Consider the following 19,837-nt stretch of genomic DNA (forward strand, 5'->3'; position numbering starts at 1 on the left):
CATTTTTTGTATATTTAACTCTCTGATAAATTGAGAGTCCTTTGAACACCGCGGATATTTTTAACTTGTTTTTGCTCGTAAGTGCACTGCATGGCTTCGGCTTTAGTGCCTTGCTTTTTGCTTCCAAGAATGGAGGTGAAAAAAGCATGCGGTATCTGAATTTACTCATACTCTCGATATCTTTAAACAATATACAGTCATGGGCTTTGGCAATGGGATTGTTTCAACACAAATTTGCGCTCCAATACCTGCAAATTCCATGGCACTTTTTGGCCATGCCATTCTTGTATATGTTTTTGATTCACTACCTAGATATCACCTCAAAAACCTACAATTTACTCAAGGTGGCGATACCGTTATTTCTAGTAGCCGTCATTGCTCAAGTGAGTTTTGTATACAATTATGACCCTACGTCTGACAGGAGCATTCAAGACCTAGCATTTGAGCGATATACATCTATTGAAGAGTCTGTTAGCTTTGCTATTTCCATCAGTTTGTTTTTGTATTCGTATTATTTGTTGTACAAAAAAGAAAAATTCTTTTCCCAACTACTGACCTATGACAACCTAAGGTGGATTCATAACTTTTTTATTCTCTCTTCTTTAGGGTACCTCTTGTGGATTGCTGCCTTAATCATCAAATTTAGTTTAAACTTTCAAGGCTTTTTGTTTTCGTATTATCCCCTGCGCATTTACACAACCATACTTATATATTGGCTGGGATACCAAGGGTTACGACAGGTTCGCATATTAAAAGAACGCCAAACACTGAGAAAAAACCTCAACGAAACGGCTGAGCGAACAGATAAACCGACAAAGCCCGAAGAAAACCTAAAACCAAAAGAAGAAAATTCGACAGCCATACACTCCAAAGAACAATTGGAAAAGTACCAAGAGTATTTTAAAGAATTAGATCAGTTCATTCGCAAAGAAAAAAAATATTTGCTCACTAAATATACGCTGCAAAATTTGGCAATGGATTGTGAGTACAGCTCGAGTACGCTTTCCGTAATCATCAATACCATCGCTCGAAAAAGCTTTATTGACTACCTTAATGAAATGCGTGTCGACCAAGCCAAAACATTGTTAACGGATAGTGATTACGAAAACTACACTATTACCTCTATTGGTTTAGAATCGGGGTTTAACTCAAAATCTACTTTTTACACCGTTTTTAAAAAACACACCGGACTCACCCCTGTTAATTATCGAAATCAAGTTTTAGCGAATTAATTTTTGACAATAGATCAGTCCGAAAACGTCCAAAATGGACGAATTAAAACCCTTGTATCCTACGTATCCTATATATTTGACTAACAATTTGAATGTGTATTCAAATTAAAAATTTGTGAAGGGGTTTTTAATTTAAGTATACTATATAGTTAACATAACTTGTTGTTTTACCTACAAAAACAATAATGAAAAAGGAAAGGCTATTTCTAAAAGACATCAACTCGCTAGTTGATGTTTTTTTTATAAAATGCATGAATAATAATCTTAGCAACTGGTTCGAATTCACGTCTTTTGGACGTTTTCGAACTCGATAACTGAAAAAATCTCGTAGAATTGTAATGGAATTAGTACAAACAATCTGACTTACGTAAAGTATAAGATTTTTTCAATCTATTAATTCTATAAGGGGAAAAAAGGAAACACCAACTCATAGTTGGTGTTTTTTTTATGAAGTTTAGTATATTGTCCGTAAATTCAATCTTCGTGAAAGCAATCGTTAAAATAATTTTGTGTTTCCTAACTTGTCATGCGTTCGCGCAACAAGTTGCCGTACTCAAATATTCTGGAGGAGGCGATTGGTACGCCAACCCGACTGCAGTACCCAACTTAGTAAAATTTACCAACGCCCATGTCAAAACGGCACTCGATACCGACGTACAAGTAGTTTCACCTACAGATCAGGCTATTTTCAATTACCCAGTTTTGTTTATGACAGGACATGGACATGTGAGTTTTACCGACGATGAAATAACCAAATTAAAAACCTATTTAAAGTCCGGAGGCTTTCTTCATATTTCAGACAATTACGGAATGGACCGCTATATTCGTCCGCTAATCACTGAATTGTTTCCGAACCACCCACTGACTGAATTGCCTAACGACCACCCTATTTTTCACCAGACTTTTAACTTCCCACAAGGATTACCTAAAATTCATGAACACGATAAAAAGAGACCCGAAGCCCTCGGTGTTTTTTATGAAGGGCGCTTAGTAATACTATACGATTTTGAATGTGATTTAAGTGATGGTTGGGAAGACCCTGCAGTACACAACGATCCTGAAGAAGTACGTATGAAAGCGCTAAAAATGGGTGCTAACATCATTGAATATGCTTTTAAACACTAATATTGACCAAATACGTATAAATTTTGATACCGATGCGCTGTGGATGTTAAACATAGCGCTTGCGATTATTATGTTTGGTGTCTCCCTGGATATTACTATAAGTGACTTTAAACGACTTTTGCAACATCCGAAAATCTTACTAACGGGGGTAGCTGCCCAGTTCATCATCCTACCCGCACTCACTTTTTTAGCGGTATACATCATACAACCGCACCCCAGTTTTGCCTTGGGTATGATACTCATCGCAGCTTGTCCGGGAGGCAATGTTTCAAACTTTTTTAGTAAAATGGCAGGAGGAAACAGTGCATTATCTATCAGTTTAACAGCCTTTGCAACGGTAGTTTGTATCGTATTAACCCCCTTTAATTTACAGTTGTGGGCTAGCTTGTATCCTCCCACAGAAAAAATATTACAGACCGTAGCACTGAACCCTTATGAATTGGTAAAATTAGTGGTCCTTATTTTAGGCCTACCGCTGCTTTTTGGTATGTTTATAAAACACTACCATCCAGAAATGGCAGCGAAAATTAACACCGTATTACGTCCTTTTTCGGTGATTTTCTTTATTATTTTAATTGTAATTGCGCTCTACGACAATGCTGCAATTTTTAAAAACCACATACATCACGTTTTATTCTTAGTTGTATTCCACAATATCCTTGCCTACCTCATTGGCTATAGCACTGCAAAAATCGCTAAACTCAATGACACCGATACCAAAACCATTACCATAGAAACGGGCATTCAGAACGGAGGCTTAGGCCTCTTACTCATCTTTAGCTTTTTTGACGGCCTAGGAGGAATGGCCCTACTTGCGGCATTTTGGGGAGTATGGGACATCTTTTCAGGAATGAGCCTAGCCACACTATGGGGACGAAAAAGATAAGCCATGAAAACGAAGCTTTACACCATCGTAAAATCAATAGTTAAAACGGGGCTTTTTTTCTACAGTAAAAAAATCACCGTTCATTTCAAAGCGCCCTTACCGAAAGACGGTGCTATTTTGTTTACAGCAAACCATCCAAATGGCCTGTTAGACCCGTTGCTCATTGCTACTCGGGTACCCATGCCGCTACATTTTTTAGTACAAGCAGGCGTGTTTAAAAACCCTCGGATTGCCAGATACTTGAGTTATTTGGGAATGATGCCTATTTTCCGAATACGAGATGGGTTAAAGTCTTTGGCCAAAAACGAAGCGATATTTGAACAATGCGAAGAAATTTTGGCTAATCGTGGAGCCATTTTAATCTTTCCTGAAGGCAGTCATCACCGCAATAGAACAGTGCGAACTTTGAGCAAGGGATTTACCCGAATTTTGTTTCGAGCATTAGAAAAAAATCCAACTAAAAAAATCTATGTAGTTCCGGTAGGAATTACCTATCAACAATCGGCTGCGTTCCCTTCCAAATCAGCGGTACATTTCGGCACTCCCATAGTAGCCAACACCTACTACAATGCCGAGATTTCCAACGCAAACATTCAAGCGCTAAAACGAGAAGTTTCAGAACAATTAAAAACCTTGAGCGTACATATTCCGAATGATGAGCATTACGACAGCGCGGTTGCATCTCTGGTAGCCGCTCAAACTGACTTTACGGCGGTTACTGACGTAAACAAAATCATTGCAACACGAAAATTCCCCGCAGTAGCCAAAAAGCGTTTTGCTTGGGAAACTCCGTTGTGGTACCTGATTGTTATCAACAGTATTTTACCGTACCTACTCTGGAGAAAAGTGTACAAAAAAATAAAGGAAATAGAGTTTGTCGACACCTTTCGATTTAGTATCAACCTCCTCTTATTTCCTTTGTTTTACAGTATTCAAAGTACCCTTATAGGCTACTTCTTTACTCCCCTATTGGGAGTGTTGTATTTTTGTTTGAGCTGCGGAAGCATTGCGCTATTTACTCGCTGTGCGAGAACTCTTCCACAATAGCATTTTGTATATCGCTTTGTATCTTAGTGCGCATGTTACTTCGCACTAAACCTCTATTTCTCATCGTAGGATACACCCTATTTGATAAAAACACGTATACGATACCTGAGTCAGGATCTGCCCATGCATAGGTGCCGGTAAAACCACTGTGACCAAAACTGTGTTCGGAAACACATCCACAGGTAGGCTTTTCTTGTGGTCGAATTTGAGGCTTATCAAAACCTAAACCACGGCGTACCTTTTTATCTGCATAATAACGCTTGTTAAATTTCGCTATAGTTTCTGCTGACAAGTATTGTTTTCCGCCGTAATAGCCCTTTTGAAGGAACATTTGCATAATTTTTGCCACGTCATTTGCATTGGCAAACAAACCAGCATGACCTCCTACTCCCCCTAACATGGCAGCTCCCATATCGTGCACATAACCGTGTACCAATTGGTTTCTAAAATAAGAATCTCTCTCAGTAGGCACGATTTCACTTTTACGGAATTTTTGCAATGGTAAATACGAAGTTCTATAGGCTCCTAAGCTTTTATAAAACAATTGATCGGCTAGTTTATTCAAAGGCAACTTATATTTTTTCTCTACTATTTCCTTGATCATATAATAGCCCAAATCACTGTATTTATACCCTGGTCGTTCACGGAGTTCCGAATCCACGATATGTTTGTAAATACTGTCTTTATAACTCTTAGCCAAGTACAATTTGTTCGCTACTTTAATACTGTATTTCTTTGACCACTTATTTCGGTAATACGCTGTCGAATTTTTTCCTGTATCCTCATCTTGCGTATCTTTATAAAACGGAATCCACGATCGCAGTCGGGCGTAGTGTGACAATATTTCTTTGAGCATCAACGTATCTTTGTTCGATTCGTGATATCGAGGCAACACATCTCCTAAACTCGAAAATAAACTCACCTTACGCTCCTCTTCGGCTTTCATTAACACCGGTAAGGAAGCTAAAATTTTCGTCAACGAGGCCAAATCGTATACATCGGAAGCTTTTACTTTCCTGCGTTTTGCAGTCGTGTGATACCCAAAGGTTTTATTGTAAAACACCTTCCCATGTCGCGCTATCAACACCTGACCTCCAGGAGCCATGCGCTGTTGTAAAATAGTATCTATACGACGATCTATAATTTTCAAGCTATCCGAAGATACCCCCACCATTTCAGGTATGGTATACGACAACACTGATAGCCCTTTGGTAGTGAGTCCCGTTCCTGCCGGAAATTCCTCTCCAATACTCACGGGTAACTTTCCGTGGATAGCATTGGCTCCAAACAAGGCTTGAGCCGTTAATTCTTGTGCTACCTTGCTGTTTTGATATCCGACGACAACTCCCTCAATATTAGTAAATGACTTTAACTGATTCAAACTGTAAGGGCTGGTAAACACCGCCAATATTACTTTGTGATTTCGAGCAATTTCTTGAAGCCAAACGAGCTCTTTGTTACTAAACTTATAGCTTTTCCAAGGATGCCTGTTCGATTTGTGAAAACCTACTATCACCGTACTGTATTTTTTGAGTCTTTTTTGCAAGGTACTCAAGTGTTTTGCACTCACCTTATCGATCTTCGCATAGTTTTTAAGCATCCCTAAAAAAGAACTAGAGCTACCATCTCCTAGAGCTACGTAGGCAATCTTTTCTTTTTCAAGTTGGGCTATAGGTACAATGGAATCTTGATTTTTCACCAAAGTAAGCGCATTTTTCATCAGTTTGCGGTACAGTACATCATTGGCTACGGTATGCAAATCTTTTTGAATCCCAGTTTCATCGAGAGGTTGATAGCGGTGCAAACCGACAAGGTACTTCGCCTTCAAAATTTTTCTTACCGAGGTATCGATACGGTCTTCCGTTAAACGACCATCCTGCAAGGCTTTCTTAAAGAGCGCTACCGTTTGCGGTATTTCTTGTGGTATGAGTAACAAATCATTCCCAGCTAACAAACAGGCCAAATTAATTTCAGCAGCACTGCTGTAATTCGCTGCACCTTTCATATTCAATCCGTCGGTAATCACCAATCCTTCATAGCCCATTTTCTCTTTTAACAATCCGGTCACAACCGCTTTAGACAGTGACGAAGGCAGTTCCGGATTTGACTCTACCTGCGGTAAACTCAAATGCGCTACCATAACACTCGCTACTCCTGCTTCAAACATTTTTCGATACGGATACAACTCTATCGAATCGAGTCTCTGTTCTGAAAAATCAACAGTCGGAAGTGTTTTGTGCGAATCTGTAGCTGTATCTCCATGTCCTGGAAAGTGCTTTGCACTGGCTAGCACACCTTGCCCTTGCATCCCCAAGGTAAAGGCCACTGCTTTGGCGGCAACATTTTCCTTGAGCTCTCCATACGAACGATTTCCAATAATGGGATTGTCTGGGTTGGTATTGATATCGACCACAGGTGCGAAGTTCATATGAATACCAACTCGTTTACAATGAGCTCCTATTTGTTGCCCTAAATCTGTGAGTAAGGTGGTATCAGTAACCGCTCCTAAGCTCATATTCCAAGGAAACTTATAGGTATTTTTTAATCGCATATCCAAGCCCCACTCCCCGTCAAAACCAATCATTAAAGGAATGCGACTTTGACTTTGATACAAATTGGTAAGTTTCACCTGTTTTTCAGGAGTTCCTTGCATAAAAATCAAATTACCGATATGGTAATCCGCTATCAAATCAGAAATGAAGCGAACGTGTTTTGCATCTCTATTAGAGTAGGCTTGCACCATAAACAGCTGTCCTAACTTTTCTTCTAACGTCATGGACACCATAACGCTATCAACCCATTGCTCTTGCTGTGCGGCGTTTTTGGCTTTCAAGGGGTCTTTTTGTTGCCCTGTTACCCAAGAAACACACATTACGAGTGCTATAAAAAATATCTCTTTCCTTTGTATCATATACTTACACTGTCAATAGTTATACCAAAAATCTCTTGTGCCAACTTTCGCCAGCAGGAACCTCCCAGTTCGTCTCAAAATCACCTTTGGTAGCTACCATATTATTAAACACTACCGTTTCTTCAGTAATTTTTTGCTGACTGGCAAAAGCTCTAAATTCTGGTAGCTTCACGATATTAATTCGTTCGCCATCTTTGAATGACACGTTCATTTTATCCATTAAATCCACTCCAAACTCAGCCTCTACTTCCTTGATAAAACGGACTGAAGCATCGATAGAACAGCCTGAGACTCCATTGAAGTTCTCATCAACTCCTAGCGTGATGAATTGCCCGTACTTAATGGTAAAACTCCCTTTTAAATCCGATCCATGACGGGTCCAATTTTCAATAAAAGCAATTGCTTTTTCGCTAATTTTCTCCTGCTCTTCTCGCGTAAACTCTCTATCTGATTGATAAATCCACACACGAGCGCTGTCGGGTAAATTCTTATATTCTGTATACATGGTTCACCTTGTTTTTCTAATTATCTCGCATTAAACTTGTCTTGTAAAGCTTTTAGCTTTTCATCGTCTGATAACACTTTTTTTGGCGCTGTCATACGTTCTTTGATCTGACGCAACACCTTTTTGGTATAAAGCGGGAAATCGGCGTTTTGCATCCATGAATTATACCCCGGATTTTCCTTGAGCACATCTTCTACCAATCGTCCTTTGTACTTCCCAAAGGAAAAGGTCTCTTGTCCTTCTTCATTGAACAAAATAAATCCAGCAAAATCGGCACGTTGGCTATGCGATGAATACTCACTTAAGGCCTCTACAGAGTTCTCTATATCCTCATATCGATCTAATTGCGCTTTCAAAATTTCATACGTTGCCATTGTATCAGCCTCCGCCGAGTGAGCATTATCTAGATCCTTATCGCAGTAAAACTTATACCCTGCACTCAACGTACGTTGCTCTTTCTTGTGGAAAATTACTTGTACGTCAATCGCCTTTTTGTCATTCATATCAAAATCGATTCCAGCACGTAATAGCTCTTCAGCCAATAGTGGGATATCAAATCGATTTGAATTAAACCCAGCCAAATCAGCATCTGCAATCAACGCGCTTACTTGTGGAGCCAACTCTTTAAAAGTAGGTTCGTTCACTACTTTCTCATTCGTAATACCGTGGACCGCCGTAGATTCCGCAGGAATTTCAATCTCAGGGTTTACGAGCCATGTTTTGCTCTCTTTATTTCCATTAGGAAATACCTTCAATATGGAAATCTCCACAATTCTATCTGATGCAATGCTAATTCCCGTTGTTTCTAAATCGAAAAATACGATTGGTTTCTTTAAATTTAATTCCATTTGTTACGTAAAGAGATTTTATTACTAATTAAAATCTCAGTTTATTCATTATTTAATTGATTCTTAAAATTTTCCAACTGCTCGAGTAGTGCTGCTGGCAATGTCGGTTTTTTAAATTGGTATTTTTGCAATTCGTCGACAATAATTGCTGCCACTACAGTCCGAGCTGTAGGTTTGTCATCTGCCGGAATCATATACCAAGGTGCCTCTGGTGTCGAGGTTCTGTTCAACAGGTCTTCGTAACACTTTTGATAGCTGTCCCAAAGTTTGCGTTCTTCCAAATCCGCTTTTGAAAATTTCCAGTTCTTCTCAGGTAAATTTAAGCGTCGTAACAACCGATGTTTTTGCTCCTCTTTAGACAAGTTTAAAAAAAACTTCAAAATTATGGTTCCACTCGCCGTTAAATTTCTCTCAAAATTGTTGATTCGTTCCATGCGGTCGTAAAAAAATGCATCATTTACCTGATCGAGGCTTTTGATATGGGGTAAATGTTCCCCCAAAACATATTCCGGATGGACTCTGGTTACCAGAACATTTTCATAATGCGTTCGATTGAAAACTCCAATTTTACCGCGCTCTGGCAAGGCGATATAGTGGCGCCATAAAAAATCGTGTTTTAACTCTTTTGAAGTCGGTACCTTAAAACTGTGAACTACCACTCCTCGTGCATTGACATCCTTGAACACCTCACGAATTAAACTGTCCTTTCCCGCCGTGTCCATTCCTTGCAAGCAAACCAACACGTTGTACTTGCCTTCTGCATACATGGCATCTTGCAACTCACTGAGTTCTTTTCTAAGTTTTTTTAATTCTTTTTTAGCGTCTTTTCGCACTACAGATGTATTGCTTTTCGCCAATTCCACCTTTCCTGTGACCTTGTAATCCGATACCTTCATAAAAATCCGTAATAGTACTATAAAAGTAAGAAATTTAAAACGGAAAGCGATTGATTTTTTCTGGGTATTTATCAAATATTTCAATACAAATTCGCAGCGATTTCTAGTTTTATTGGTCAATTTTATCCTTGAAAAAAAATCAATTCATGAAAAAAACTGTAATCCTACAAGCGAGTTCAAAAAGTATGGGAAACACCCATCACATACTCGAAGTACTCAACGAAGATAATAGCTTTGACATTATCGACCTCAGCACCAAAAATATAGGGCATTTTGACTACGATATGAAAAATGCAGAAGACGACTTTATCCCTCTCATGGAAAACCTACTTTCGCAATACGACAACATCGTACTCGCCACACCAATATACTGGTATACCATGAGCGGTATACTTAAAGTATTTATGGACAGACTTTCCGATTTGTTGCATTATCGCAAAGATTTAGGACGACAGTTACGCGGTAAATCGCTCGCCGTCCTCAGTAATTCGGGCGATAACGACCGAAGACCCGGTTTTACGATGCCTTTTGAAGCGAGTGCCGCTTACCTGGGCATGCATTATTTGGGAGATGTACATGTTTGGTTTGACAAAGACGGACAAACCATTGCCACCGCCGCAAATGAACAGCTGCAAACTTTTAAACAAAGCCTTTAGTAGGCTCCTTCTCACCCTCAAATGAGGGTGTTTTTCTAGTAAGATCATTCTCGGAGCTAAGATTATAAAAACCATTAAGTTCCGTCTTTAAATAAGTAGTTAGCCCCCAACACCATTCAGATACGATACCCTACTACGTATCGTTCTGCGCTTCCTCACCAACTCATCCCCTCCTTCTCAACGCCAACAATCTCAAAATAATTTACACTTTTCTTGCACAAACACCAACTTCATCGTAATATTGCAATATAATAATACAACTATGGGAATTACCAAATCTGAAATGTTTAACGACGCTCAAAATGAACTAGCAACCATTGCCAAGGTGCTAGGTCACCCTGCACGCATCGCCATCCTTGAATATTTATTAGAAAGCCAAAGCTGTATTTGTGGTGATTTGGTGAACGAAATCGGATTGGCCCAACCCACTATTTCACAACACCTCAAAGAATTGAAAAAAATTGGCATCATACAAGGAAGCATTGAAGGTACAAGTATTTGCTATTGCATCAATCCAGAAAAATGGGGCTATATCCAACAACGTTTTAATGCGCTGTTTGGCCAACTAACCCCAAAAGACCAATGCTGTTAATATTCAGTTCTATTCACCTTACAGAGCACAACAAACAACGTAATTACCTATGAATCCACGTTTACAAAGCACGCTTACACAAATAGCATCAAGACCTATCCCGGAGGACAGAAAAATACACTTGCAAGAGCTCATCACTGCAATACGAGCAGCCTCGGTACACGAGAGCGTACGCCTTAATTTTATTTGCACACATAATTCTAGAAGGAGTCACCTCGGGCAGGTTTGGCTACAAACCCTCGCGCAGGTTCATAAAAAGCAACAATTTACGGCGTATTCGGGAGGCACCGAAGCGACTGCTGTAGCGCCTCAAATTATCAAAACACTTAGTGCACAAGGTTTCGATATCCATGCGTTGTCAGAGGGCAGCAATCCAGTATACAGCATCAAATACCAAAAGGACTCAGCACCTGTAATTGCTTTATCTAAAACCTACGATCACCCCATGAATCCTTCAGGCAACTTTATTGCCATCATGACCTGCTCAGAAGCGGATGAAGGTTGTCCTTTTATAGCGGGTGCAACACACAGGATCCCCCTAACCTATCAGGACCCAAAGCATTCAGACGGCAGTCAGGAGGAAGCAGCTACCTATGCAGAACGCAGCCTTCAAATTGCTACAGAACTCAATTATGTACTAACCCACCTATAACTCATGAAATTATCAGAAATAAAACACCATCTCAATACGCTGAACACCATTGGATTTAAACTACCTGACGGCAGTTTGGTGCCCGCCCATTTTCACGTCACAGAAGTCGGACTGGTTCAAAAACACTTTATTGACTGTGGAGGTACCGTCCGCAGAGAACAGGTCATTAATTTTCAATTGTGGAACAAGGATGACTACGATCACCGTTTGCACCCCGAGAAACTACTGCACATCATTGCTCTTTCAGAAAAGACACTAGCTCTGGAAGATTTACCTATCGAAGTGGAATATCAAGGGGACACCATCGGTAAATACGGATTAGATTTTAACGGAACTCATTTCCTTCTGACCAACAAAGCAACAGCGTGTTTGGCCGAAGATCAATGTGGAATTACCCCTCCACAAAAACAAAAAATTCGACTGTCGGAAATCAACTCTTCGAGCTGTGACCCGACATCTGGATGCTGTTAATTTAAAAAACCGAACGCTGTACGTTCGGTTTTTGTTTTTTTATTCTACTGGGATACACATATCGACCCTACATTTTTTCTCAGGATGTTCGCGGTAGTCGTTGTAATAAATTTCAAAAGGCTCTTGGCCGCGTACCTTAAACCCTTTTTCAGACAGCCATACAAAGTTAGCCTCCCAAGCTCGTTGAAAATCTTCCAACCCAATTTCGTACTGGGCCACCACGTGTTTCCCTCCCGGTACTGTGCGCAAACCAACACCATTTGACATGGCCACAGGCCTATCTAACACAATACACGCACTCATTCTCAACTTATCTTCTGGAGTAATTTTAGGACTGTTGTGGTATACGGTCATCATTCGAGTCGTTTCATTCATCAACCCCCTAGGAAATGCCCATCGAATCAATTCTTCAAAAACTCCTCCAACACCTTCAGGATTTCCGATATGCGTCAAATAACCCACTTGGATAGGCTCGAGCTCTCGAACTTCAATACTTGCTTTCATCTCAATAAATTTTAGATACTTGTTCACATTGCTAATGTACTCCTCTAAAACGACCTCCTTTTGTCCTTCTTTGCTATCTCTTATACAAATCTTGCTAAATTTACTTACTACCTTTCCCTTCACTGTACTGGGGCTTTCCCCGTAATACTTTTTAAAACTCCTAGAAAAGGAAGAAACACTAGAAAATCCGAGCGATTCAGCAATTTCTGTCATCCCCATTTCAGGATGGTGTAAAATTCGATCGACCGCTTTTTCCAAACGCGTCCTATTAATAAAATTCGCTAAAGTTTCTCCTACTACAGCTGAAAACAACCGATGAAAATGATAAGCAGAAAAATGCGCTTGTACCGCAATATCTTCGAGTTTCAATTTTTCATGAATATGTGCGTCGATATAGAGTAGCGCTTTATTTATTCGGCTGACGATGTCTTTGTTTATAGTGTTCACGTATGGATAGTTTTTGAAGCAAGAAAAATACAAATCCCCCTACACAATACAAACAAACATCCCATATATCTGCAGTATACCTATTTGAAATAGGCGGTAAATAGTATTCAAAAAACCAAGCGTAGCCTATACAAATACAGGTGATAAATAGAGGTGACAACAAATACCCTGGTTGCTGCTTTAGGTATCGCATTACGATCAGTATCAGCAATAAATTAATGGGAACAATTAAGAAATCATTGAGATACCAAGCCACCCATCTCGGTAGCCACCACCCCATGTGCTGAAAACCATACACCACGCTTCCTAAGCACAACAATACCACCAAAACATAGGATAGTAGGTAATTCATAAACATTATCCTGCGGCTACCATGGCCACAAACCAAGCCAATAAGGCTCCAATTAAACTCCCTACAAAGTACACCGATTGCAACAAGTATCCGAACATTCGCATCAACGCGTTTTTATGACGCATAAGACGCTTTGGCAAATTCGGATTTGCCAAAGCGTCTTCGTAAGCGTGCACTTCTTCTTGTTGCACCTGTGCTATTTTTAATTCTCGTTTTTTTCGGAAAGATATGACAGCACCACACTGTTTACAATAATCACTATTTTCAGTAAATACCCCACAATCCGAACAACGAATATTTGAACTGGTTTTATGCATGCTCCTTGTCAAATGAATACTTGTTCTTCTTCTTGTAAGGACGTATAATTAAGCGTGTTTCTCTATCAAAACGCACGTAGTTATAGACCCAATTCATAAACACGATGACCTTATTTCTAAAACCTATAAGTGAAAACAGATGTACAAACATCCATACAAACCAGGCAAACACTCCTTGAAACTTCCACTTTGGCAAATCTACGACCGCCTTATTTCTTCCTATGGTTGCCATCGAGCCTTTGTCGTTGTAAACAAAAGCTTTCCTCTTTTTTCCTTTGAGCTCCGCTATGATGTTTTTAGCTAACAACTTCCCTTGCTGGATAGCGGGTTGTGCCATCATCGGATGTCCGTGATCATAACCTTTGGTTTTCATACAAGCAACATCTCCAATAGCATAAACATGTTCATAGCCTTCTATTTTGCTAAACTCATTTACCTTAAATCGATTTGCTCGCTCCACCAAACTCTCCTCTGCTAAACCGGGTACAGCATCTCCCTGAACTCCGGCAGCCCAAATAACTGTTTGCGCTTCAAAGGCTTCTTCACCACTCGTAGTTACGGTAGTACCATCGTAATTCAGTACTCGCAGGTTTTTCCAGATATCTACACCGAGTTCTCGTAAGAAATCTTCAGATTTTTTGGAAGCTTTTTCACTCATCCCTTGCAACAATCGATCCGATCCTTGGATAAGGTGAATTTTCATTTGACGTATGTCTAAATCCGGATAATCTTTGGGTAAAATCCCTTTCTTCATTTCGGCTAAAGCGCCCGCCAACTCAACTCCTGTAGGCCCGCCTCCTACAATGACGAAGTTCATCAAGGCCAACCTTTTTTCGAGATTACTTTCTAACAAAGCCTCTTCAAAATTCTCTAAAACGAGACTTCGGATATTGAGTGCTTGCGGAACTGATTTCATCTCCATCGCATTTGCCTTGATGCTCTCACTCCCAAAGAAATTGGTTGTAGAGCCCGTAGCAATAATGAGCTTATCGTATTCTAAGCAACCGATTGAAGTTTCAATGGTATTTTTATCTGCATCTATTCCTTGTACTTCTGCCAAACGAAAGAAAAAATTTTCGACGTCGTTAAAGCGTTTGCGTAGTGGAAAGGCAATACTGTCGGGTTCAAGGCCACCTGTGGCAACTTGATATAGCAATGGTTGAAACGTGTGGTAATTGTGTTTATCGATTAAGACAACTTGTAGTTTTTGGTTTTCTAATCCCTTAGCAACAGCCAATCCTGCAAATCCCCCACCCACGATAACCACCCGTGGGAAACTGGTTTGAGGTATATTCATTTTGTTTACTTTATTTAGGTATACAAATTTACAAAACTTCTTACATTTTGTCTTTCAACTTCCTAAATTCTCTTTCTAAAAATTCCATTTTATCTTCTAAGGGATTCCCTAGCTCAGGTAACCTATTAAAATAGACACTAGAAATTTCCCACAGTTCCTTTAAACTTGTTTTCGGAAAGGTCTTATCGGCTATATTTTTGTGATCTGCCTTAAACACCAGCTGCTCTCCAACTTCGTACATTCTTCGCAACACGAGTTCATTACCTATCAATGCCAAGACCAAAACGCCGTCATTAGTACCAGCAGCCGTAAGCTCTGTCAAAAGCCTTTGTCTTCCAATAACAACATCACCGGGATACAAGCCCTTCTCGTACTGCGTCATCTCCAAATTTTGTACTGTATACGCTCGCAATTTTCCTTCCACAGCAATGGGCAATTGCAGTACTGGCAAATCTTTAATAAACTTTTCTTTGTCGTGAAACTTAATATAATCTATCGTATTTTTTGCGGTAATAATCGGAATATGAGGAAACTGCTCTTTTTCCATGACTTCAATCTCCAAAGTGAGGTCTGCCCTAAACTGTAACAAGGCATTTACTGTGAGCTCTGCCGTTAGCAAATCGTCTATAGGGATGCTAAAATAATTAGCAATCTTAATTATCGTATCTATCCTAGGCTCACTTCTACCCTCCTCATAAGCTCCTAAGGTTGCTCTTTTTAAATCAAATAGCTCTGCAAAAGCCTGCTGACTTAATCCTTTTACACCTCGTATCTTTTTTATATTTTTACCAATAAATGACATTTTGTGCTAATTTTATTTGCAAAATAGATTTTTTTACCTATCTTTACACTAACAATATTAGCTAATAAAATTGAAAACTGCTAAGAAAATTAGTACAAATTAACAACCATTTAAAATTAATCAACTATGATACTCGCAACCTTATGCTTAACAAGCGCTGTTTTAGGAACTTTTTTGTAAGTTTACGCCGCTAAAGAAAAACTATACAATCAACCATTTAATTGCTAATGAACAATCACTATTTAAAAACGAAGAATTTTTTACACGAACTGAAGGTAAACATCGTTAAAGAAGACGAAAATGATGGGATTTTTGTTATTGAAAAAGAAAGTTTTGGAATAAAAAATTTAATCGTGGGGGTCGCCTCACCTATCGTTATCTTGGAACAGTTTATTTTTAAAATAAACCAATCTAACGAAACCATATTCAAAGAGCTTCTCAAGAAAAACAGAGACATTGTCCACGGCGCGTTCGTACTCGACGACAGCGGTGAACGCGTAATCTTTAGAGATACCTTGCAGTTGGAAAACCTTGACCTAAACGAGCTAGAAGCAAGTTTAAACTCCTTGAGCCTGTTGCTCAGTGAGTATTCTGATCAAATCATTGCATTTTCAAAATATTAAAAAAATTATCATGAACATATTTAGACGTTTATTCAAGATAGGTCAAGCAGAAGCCAATTCTGCCATTGAAAAAATGGAAGACCCTATCAAAATGACTGAACAAGGAATTAGAGATCTGCGTTCAGATTTAGAGACTAGTTTAGAATCCTTAGCTCAAATCAAAGCACTGGCTATTAGAGCTAAGAACGATATAGAACAATTTACCCACAAGGCCGAAGACTATCAACAGAAAGCCATGCTTATTTTACAAAAAGCACAAAAGGGTGACCTAGAGGTTCAAGAAGCCGATCGTTTGGCTAAACAAGCCCTTATCAAAAAAGAAGAAGCCATACAGGACATTTCGAGAACTAAAGCCGAAGCCGAAAAATTCGATACTTCTGTTGCCCAACTCGAAAAGAGTGTACAGGAAATTAAAAGCAATATCAACAAGTGGGAAAGTGAATTAAAAACACTAAAAGCACGTGTAAAAGTTTCCAAAGCGACCAAAAACCTCAATAAGCAAATGGCTGAGATGGACAGTAGCAGCACCGTTGCTATGCTAGAACGCATGAAAGATAAGGTGAACCAAGAAGAAGCACTCGCTGAAGCTTATGGCGACTTGGCCAATTCATCAAAAACCATTGACGAAGAACTCAATAAAGCAATCGATACCCGAGAAACTACAGCGGAAGACGATTTAGCTCAGCTAAAAAAACAGTTGGGATTTAACGATAACGCATAAACCTATTTACTATGACATTAACCGATCTAATCTTTTCAGAAATAAATGCACCGTTGACGATTTTATTAATCGTATTGGCAGCCTATCGATTAGTCACCTTACTGTTTGGGTTGGATTTGGATTTTGACATGGATATCGACATCGATGTGGACGTCGACGTGGATACAGATTTCGATATTGACGGAGGCCCTGGATTTGATTCAACTGGATTAGACCTTGAAGATGTTTCCAATTTAGAAGTAAAAAAGGAAGCTGTAGTAGGTAAACGACCTAAACCCTTAAAATGGTGGCAAATACTATTATTGTATTTCAACTTTGTTGAATTGCCTTTTCTGTTTACCTTTACTTCATGGACCTTTTTTTGGTGGATGTTTACCGTTTTAGGAACCTATTACACCAACAGTTACAATACTGTATTCGGACTCGTTTTTTTCTTTGGTGCTATCATCCCCTCCTTACTCGTGAATAAAATTTTCACGACGCCTTTCAAAGCTTTTTTCAAAAAGCTCGAACGAAAAGGAGTGGAATCATTAGACCTCATAGGAAGAAGAGGCACCTTGCTATCAAATCTTCAAGGTGACAAACTAGGAAGTATCAAACTCTTTGTTGAAAGCGATCCGATTAACGTATATGCCAAAGCACTCAACGGAGAAAAAATTGCCTCTGGAACTGAAATTTTAATCATCAAAGAGTCAACAGATAAAAAATACTATTACATTCAATCATATCAATAACTAAAATTAAACTATGAATTCATTATTAATGCTCGTTGCACTGCAAGATTACGTCACAACTAGCGAAGAATCAATTGCGGGCGGAATCGCTAGCATAGTAATCGGTGGAATTGTGGGAGTAGTCCTTCTTTTCATCATCATTATCGCGCTATTTTACAAAAAAATACCTCAAGGACAGGCCTTGGTAAAAACAGGTTTTGGAGGTACCGCAGTTGCTTTTGACAAGGGTATGTACGTAATTCCAGTATTACACCGTGTGGAAATTATGGACATCTCGGTAAAGAAAATTGAAATCGATCGTTTAGGTACTGATGGCTTAATTTGTAAAGACAATATGAGAGCGGACATCAAAGTAGCATTTTTCGTTCGAGTAAACAAGTCAAAAGATGCTATTATCGAAGTGGCCCAAACCATTGGTTGTGAGCGCGCATCTCACATAGCTACCTTGGAAGAGCTCTTCGAAGCTAAGTTTTCGGAAGCACTTAAAACTGTGGGTAAAAAGTTCGATTTTGTACAGTTGTACGAATCGCGAAGTGAATTTAGAGATGAAATCATCAATGAAATCGGACGCGATTTGAACGGATATACTTTGGAAGATTGTGCTATTGACTATTTAGAGCAAACTCCTGTAAGCTTTTTAAAAGCTGATAATATCTTAGATGCTGAGGGTATCAAGAAAATTACAGAATTAACAGCTGCTCAAAACATCAAATCAAACTTGATTAAACGCGATGAAGAAAAAGTTATTCGCAAACAAGATGTAGAAGCTCGCGAGGCTATTTTGGAGTTAGACAAGCAATTGGCAGAAAAAGAAGAACAACAAAAAAGAGAAATTGCCAACATCAAAGCACGTGAAGAAGCGGAAACCTTAAAAGTTGCCGAGGAAGAGCGTTTAAAATCAGAAACAGCTCGTATCGCTACAGAAGAGAAAGTTCAAGTAGCTGAGGAGAACAAACAACGCCAGGTAATCGTAGCTGAGAAAAATAAACTCCGTACTGATGCCGTTGAAGCAGAACGCGTAGAAAAAGATCGCATGCTTGAAGTAACGGAAAGAGAACGCATCGTAACCTTAGCTCAAATTGAAAAAGAAAAGGTTGTAGAGGTAGAAAAGAAGAATATCCAAGACGTTATTCGAGACCGAGTAATGTTAGAAAAAGGCGTAGTTGAAGAGCAAGAAAACATGAAAGATATCGAGGCCTTCAAAACTGCGGATCGTGAAAAGCAGGTAAAAATTACCGTAGCGGAAGCCTTTGCTGAAGAGCAACTGATTCGTACCGTAAAAAATGCAGAGGCGCAAAAAGAAGCCGCTAAGCAAAAAGCAGAAGAAATCAATATCGAAGCTCAAGCACAAAAAGAAGCGAGTGAAAAAGAAGCTGAGGCTCGTAAAACCATCGCTGAAGCTACTGCCAAAGAAGAAGCTACTGTAGGATTATCTGAAGCACAAGTAATGCACGCAAAAGCGGATGCTAACGAACGTCAAGGCTTAGTGGAGGCAACCATTATCGAGAAAAAAGCCAAAGCAGAAGCTGCTGGTATCCTAGCCAAGGCAGAAGCCTTGAAAGAAGAAGGAATTGCAGAAGCAGAAGTTATCAAAGAAAAAGCCTTAGCAAAAGCTGCAGGTGACAAAGAAATTGCTTTAGCAGAAGCAGTAGGTATCGAAGAAAAAGCAGAAGCGATGAAGAAGCTTGACGGTGTTGGAAAAGAGCACGAAGAATTCAAGTTACGCTTAGAAAAAGAATTGAAAGTTGACTTGGCACATATCAACATCCAAAAAGATATTGCCGATGCTCAAGCCCAAGTTATTGGTGATGCATTACGCGCTGCTAATATTGACATCGTGGGTGGTGAAACTATGTTCTTCGATCAAATTATCGGACAAATTACCAAAGCTAAAGGTGTTGACCGATTGGTGAAGCACAGTGATAACATTCAAGATGTAAAAGATGCTATTTTAGGCAGTGATGACGTACAAGGAAACCTATTAGACAGAATCAAAGATTTTGCAACCAAATACGGAATTTCTAGCGAAGACATCAAAAACCTTAGCGTAGCAAGCTTATTGACAGACTTGCAAGGCAAAGCGACCTCAACAGATGATAAAAACCTCTTTAGCAATTTGTTTAACCTCGCTAAAGGTATGGGCTTAGCTGACAAAAAGCTATCCTAAAAAAACCATAAACAAGAGTCTCTAAACAGACTCTTGTTTTCTTTCTGAGAAC

At 39.4% G+C, this 19,837-nt stretch carries 21 protein-coding genes; 12 read left to right on the top strand and 9 right to left on the bottom strand.

Annotated features, from left to right (window positions below; genetic code table 11):
* The first annotated feature begins 41 nt into the window (after positions 1 to 41).
* From ACXAG7_RS12045 to ACXAG7_RS12060, 4 genes are all read left to right on the top strand, one after another.
* Positions 42 to 1,232: a helix-turn-helix domain-containing protein gene (locus ACXAG7_RS12045; protein ID WP_408043093.1), complete on the top strand. Its 1,191-nt coding sequence runs from the start codon at positions 42 to 44 to the stop codon at positions 1,230 to 1,232.
* 483 nt (positions 1,233 to 1,715) lie between these two features.
* Positions 1,716 to 2,357, top strand: coding sequence for a DUF4159 domain-containing protein (locus ACXAG7_RS12050; protein WP_476666920.1), 642 nt, complete (start codon positions 1,716 to 1,718; stop codon positions 2,355 to 2,357).
* The gene (locus ACXAG7_RS12055) at positions 2,341 to 3,243 is read left to right on the top strand and encodes a bile acid:sodium symporter family protein (RefSeq protein ID WP_408043091.1); all 903 of its coding nucleotides are present in this window, start codon (positions 2,341 to 2,343) and stop codon (positions 3,241 to 3,243) included. The genes ACXAG7_RS12050 and ACXAG7_RS12055 overlap by 17 nt, the downstream gene beginning before the upstream one ends.
* A gap of 3 nt (positions 3,244 to 3,246) precedes the next feature.
* Entirely contained in the window at positions 3,247 to 4,290 is a 1,044-nt protein-coding gene (locus ACXAG7_RS12060; protein WP_408043090.1) for a lysophospholipid acyltransferase family protein, read from the top strand.
* On the opposite strand, the gene ACXAG7_RS12065 is transcribed toward ACXAG7_RS12060, so the two are convergent.
* Genes ACXAG7_RS12065 through ACXAG7_RS12080 form a run of 4 tightly spaced genes read right to left on the bottom strand, consistent with a single transcriptional unit; the run spans position 4,259 to position 9,450 of the window.
* Positions 4,259 to 7,201 carry a glycoside hydrolase family 3 N-terminal domain-containing protein gene (locus tag ACXAG7_RS12065; protein ID WP_476666921.1) on the bottom strand — a complete coding sequence of 981 codons (2,943 nt, stop codon included), beginning with the start codon at positions 7,199 to 7,201 and terminating at the stop codon, positions 4,259 to 4,261. The two genes, ACXAG7_RS12060 and ACXAG7_RS12065, sit on opposite strands and share 32 nt — an antisense overlap.
* A gap of 19 nt (positions 7,202 to 7,220) precedes the next feature.
* The gene (locus ACXAG7_RS12070) at positions 7,221 to 7,706 is read right to left on the bottom strand and encodes an ABC transporter ATPase (protein WP_476666922.1); all 486 of its coding nucleotides are present in this window, start codon (positions 7,704 to 7,706) and stop codon (positions 7,221 to 7,223) included.
* A gap of 20 nt (positions 7,707 to 7,726) precedes the next feature.
* Positions 7,727 to 8,554, bottom strand: coding sequence for an exonuclease domain-containing protein (locus tag ACXAG7_RS12075; protein ID WP_408043087.1), 828 nt, complete (start codon positions 8,552 to 8,554; stop codon positions 7,727 to 7,729).
* Positions 8,555 to 8,595: 41 nt separating this feature from the next.
* Positions 8,596 to 9,450, bottom strand: a complete 855-nt coding sequence (locus tag ACXAG7_RS12080) for a PPK2 family polyphosphate kinase (RefSeq protein WP_476666923.1) — start codon at positions 9,448 to 9,450, stop codon at positions 8,596 to 8,598.
* Between the two features lie 146 nt (positions 9,451 to 9,596).
* Between ACXAG7_RS12080 and ACXAG7_RS12085 the strand changes: the two genes are divergently transcribed.
* From ACXAG7_RS12085 to ACXAG7_RS12100, 4 genes are all read left to right on the top strand, one after another.
* On the top strand, positions 9,597 to 10,106 hold the full coding sequence (locus tag ACXAG7_RS12085; RefSeq protein WP_476666924.1) for a flavodoxin family protein: 510 nt from the start codon (positions 9,597 to 9,599) through the stop codon (positions 10,104 to 10,106).
* 262 nt (positions 10,107 to 10,368) lie between these two features.
* A complete protein-coding gene (locus ACXAG7_RS12090; protein ID WP_476666925.1) occupies positions 10,369 to 10,698 on the top strand; it encodes an ArsR/SmtB family transcription factor in 330 nt (109 codons plus the stop codon).
* Between the two features lie 49 nt (positions 10,699 to 10,747).
* Positions 10,748 to 11,350: a low molecular weight phosphatase family protein gene (locus ACXAG7_RS12095; RefSeq protein ID WP_408043083.1), complete on the top strand. Its 603-nt coding sequence runs from the start codon at positions 10,748 to 10,750 to the stop codon at positions 11,348 to 11,350.
* A gap of 3 nt (positions 11,351 to 11,353) precedes the next feature.
* Positions 11,354 to 11,821: a DUF6428 family protein gene (locus tag ACXAG7_RS12100; protein ID WP_408043082.1), complete on the top strand. Its 468-nt coding sequence runs from the start codon at positions 11,354 to 11,356 to the stop codon at positions 11,819 to 11,821.
* A gap of 39 nt (positions 11,822 to 11,860) precedes the next feature.
* Here the strand turns inward: ACXAG7_RS12100 and ACXAG7_RS12105 are convergent, their stop codons facing one another.
* The 5 genes from ACXAG7_RS12105 to ACXAG7_RS12125 form a co-directional block, all read right to left on the bottom strand.
* Positions 11,861 to 12,772: an AraC family transcriptional regulator gene (locus ACXAG7_RS12105; protein WP_476666926.1), complete on the bottom strand. Its 912-nt coding sequence runs from the start codon at positions 12,770 to 12,772 to the stop codon at positions 11,861 to 11,863.
* On the bottom strand, positions 12,732 to 13,124 hold the full coding sequence (locus tag ACXAG7_RS12110; protein ID WP_476666927.1) for a hypothetical protein: 393 nt from the start codon (positions 13,122 to 13,124) through the stop codon (positions 12,732 to 12,734). Before ACXAG7_RS12110 ends, ACXAG7_RS12105 begins: the two co-directional genes overlap by 41 nt.
* 5 nt (positions 13,125 to 13,129) lie before the next feature.
* Positions 13,130 to 13,315 carry a hypothetical protein gene (locus ACXAG7_RS12115; RefSeq protein WP_476666928.1) on the bottom strand — a complete coding sequence of 62 codons (186 nt, stop codon included), beginning with the start codon at positions 13,313 to 13,315 and terminating at the stop codon, positions 13,130 to 13,132.
* A 118-nt stretch (positions 13,316 to 13,433) separates the two neighbouring features.
* Positions 13,434 to 14,738: an NAD(P)/FAD-dependent oxidoreductase gene (locus ACXAG7_RS12120; protein WP_408043078.1), complete on the bottom strand. Its 1,305-nt coding sequence runs from the start codon at positions 14,736 to 14,738 to the stop codon at positions 13,434 to 13,436.
* 40 nt (positions 14,739 to 14,778) lie between these two features.
* Positions 14,779 to 15,540 carry a helix-turn-helix domain-containing protein gene (locus ACXAG7_RS12125; RefSeq protein ID WP_476666929.1) on the bottom strand — a complete coding sequence of 254 codons (762 nt, stop codon included), beginning with the start codon at positions 15,538 to 15,540 and terminating at the stop codon, positions 14,779 to 14,781.
* 227 nt (positions 15,541 to 15,767) lie between these two features.
* Here ACXAG7_RS12125 and ACXAG7_RS12130 point away from each other — a divergent pair, with 227 nt between their 5' ends.
* From ACXAG7_RS12130 to ACXAG7_RS12145, 4 genes are read left to right on the top strand one after another with little or no spacing between them, the layout of a single operon-like run.
* On the top strand, positions 15,768 to 16,163 hold the full coding sequence (locus ACXAG7_RS12130; protein WP_476666930.1) for a type III secretion system chaperone family protein: 396 nt from the start codon (positions 15,768 to 15,770) through the stop codon (positions 16,161 to 16,163).
* A 10-nt stretch (positions 16,164 to 16,173) separates the two neighbouring features.
* Positions 16,174 to 16,884: a PspA/IM30 family protein gene (locus ACXAG7_RS12135; protein WP_476666931.1), complete on the top strand. Its 711-nt coding sequence runs from the start codon at positions 16,174 to 16,176 to the stop codon at positions 16,882 to 16,884.
* Between the two features lie 11 nt (positions 16,885 to 16,895).
* Complete coding sequence (locus ACXAG7_RS12140; protein WP_476666932.1) at positions 16,896 to 17,618, top strand: hypothetical protein; 723 nt, start codon at positions 16,896 to 16,898, stop codon at positions 17,616 to 17,618.
* A gap of 28 nt (positions 17,619 to 17,646) precedes the next feature.
* Positions 17,647 to 19,785 carry a flotillin family protein gene (locus ACXAG7_RS12145; protein WP_476667093.1) on the top strand — a complete coding sequence of 713 codons (2,139 nt, stop codon included), beginning with the start codon at positions 17,647 to 17,649 and terminating at the stop codon, positions 19,783 to 19,785.
* Positions 19,786 to 19,837: the final 52 nt, after the last annotated feature.

The organism is Tenacibaculum sp. AWR4_210 (assembly GCF_056160945.1).